Origin of the sequence: Kitasatospora sp. NPDC056783, from assembly GCF_042789895.1 — a bacterium.
Taxonomy (GTDB): Bacteria; Actinomycetota; Actinomycetes; order Streptomycetales; family Streptomycetaceae; genus Kitasatospora.
Window position 1 is genome coordinate 1 of the sequence record NZ_JBHUAF010000730.1, and the last position, 1,087, is coordinate 1,087.

The window sequence follows — 1,087 nt, forward strand, 5'->3', positions numbered from 1 at the left end:
CGGGCCGGCCTTCCGGCGTGTGGCTCACACGTCGCCGAACCGGCCTTCCACCGCGGCCCGGACGAAGGCTGTCCACGCTTCGGGGGTGAAGCGGAGCCAGGGGCCCTCGGGGTCCTTGGAGTCGCGGACCGTCCCGGGGTTGGCGTCGTCCACCTCGACGCAGTTTCCGCCGTTGCCGTTGCTAAAGCTGCTCTTCCGCCACTGGATGGGCTTGTCGGAGGATGGCATCGGTGAGTCCTTCCTGGAGTACGGCATGGGCGACGCCTTCCCCCTGGAGAAGCCCCGGAACCCGAGGCAGACGTCAGACGACCGAGAGGCACGGCTGCGGTGAGCAGTGCGCAGACAGCAGAACCCCCGACTTGAGCGGCCGGGGGTTCTTCGTGCGTGGGGGGGACGGTTCACACGTCGCCGAACTCGCCGTCCACCGTGGCCTTGGCGAAGGCTGTCCACGCCTCGAAGGAGAAGAACAGCGCCGGTCCGTTCGGGTCCTTGGAGTCACGAACGGGCATGATGCCCGGGTAGCCGTCCGCAACCTCAATGCAGCCGCCCCCTCCGTCGCTATGGGTGCTCTTGCGCCACTTGGCGCTGGACAGGTCAACGTTCATGACGTACCAGGTCCTCTCGTACCTTGCGAATCACAGCCAGGCTTTCAGCTCGGGACAGTGCGTCCACCTGGAGTCGATCGTACTTTCGCGCCCAGCCCGCAACTGTCTCCGGATCCTGCTCCAGATAGCCTCGTTGGAGGGTCTCGCTGTAAGCAACCATGGTGCGGTTTGGGAGAGTCAGCAGAGTGACCGGATGCGATAGAGGCTGTTCCTCGGCCAGACTGAAGGGAGCGATCTGAAGGACAACGTTCGGCCTGTCAGCCAGAGCCTCCAAGTGGAACAACTGCCGTACCATGACGGACGAACCGCCGATTGGGCGTCGAAGGACGGCTTCATCCAGGACAGCATGGACTGTCCGAGTTCGCTCCAACAGGCGCTGCCGCACGGCTAGATGAATGAGTCCGATGTTCTCAGTGGTCATAGGCGATGAGTGAGCGCTTGATCGTGGCCCCGGTGTTCCAGTTGTGCCAGATCGCGGCGGC

At 64.3% G+C, this 1,087-nt stretch carries 3 protein-coding genes; all 3 read right to left on the reverse strand.

Features of this window, described 5'->3' with window-relative positions:
• Positions 1-24 precede the first annotated feature (24 nt).
• Complete coding sequence (locus tag ACFRMQ_RS40925) at positions 25-228, reverse strand: DUF397 domain-containing protein (RefSeq protein WP_380736020.1); 204 nt, start codon at positions 226-228, stop codon at positions 25-27.
• A 170-nt stretch (positions 229-398) separates the two neighbouring features.
• On the reverse strand, positions 399-605 hold the full coding sequence (locus ACFRMQ_RS40930; RefSeq protein WP_380736022.1) for a DUF397 domain-containing protein: 207 nt from the start codon (positions 603-605) through the stop codon (positions 399-401).
• Positions 595-1,026, reverse strand: coding sequence for a DUF5753 domain-containing protein (locus ACFRMQ_RS40935; RefSeq protein ID WP_380736023.1), 432 nt, complete (start codon positions 1,024-1,026; stop codon positions 595-597). The genes ACFRMQ_RS40930 and ACFRMQ_RS40935 overlap by 11 nt, the downstream gene beginning before the upstream one ends.
• Positions 1,027-1,087 lie beyond the last annotated feature (61 nt).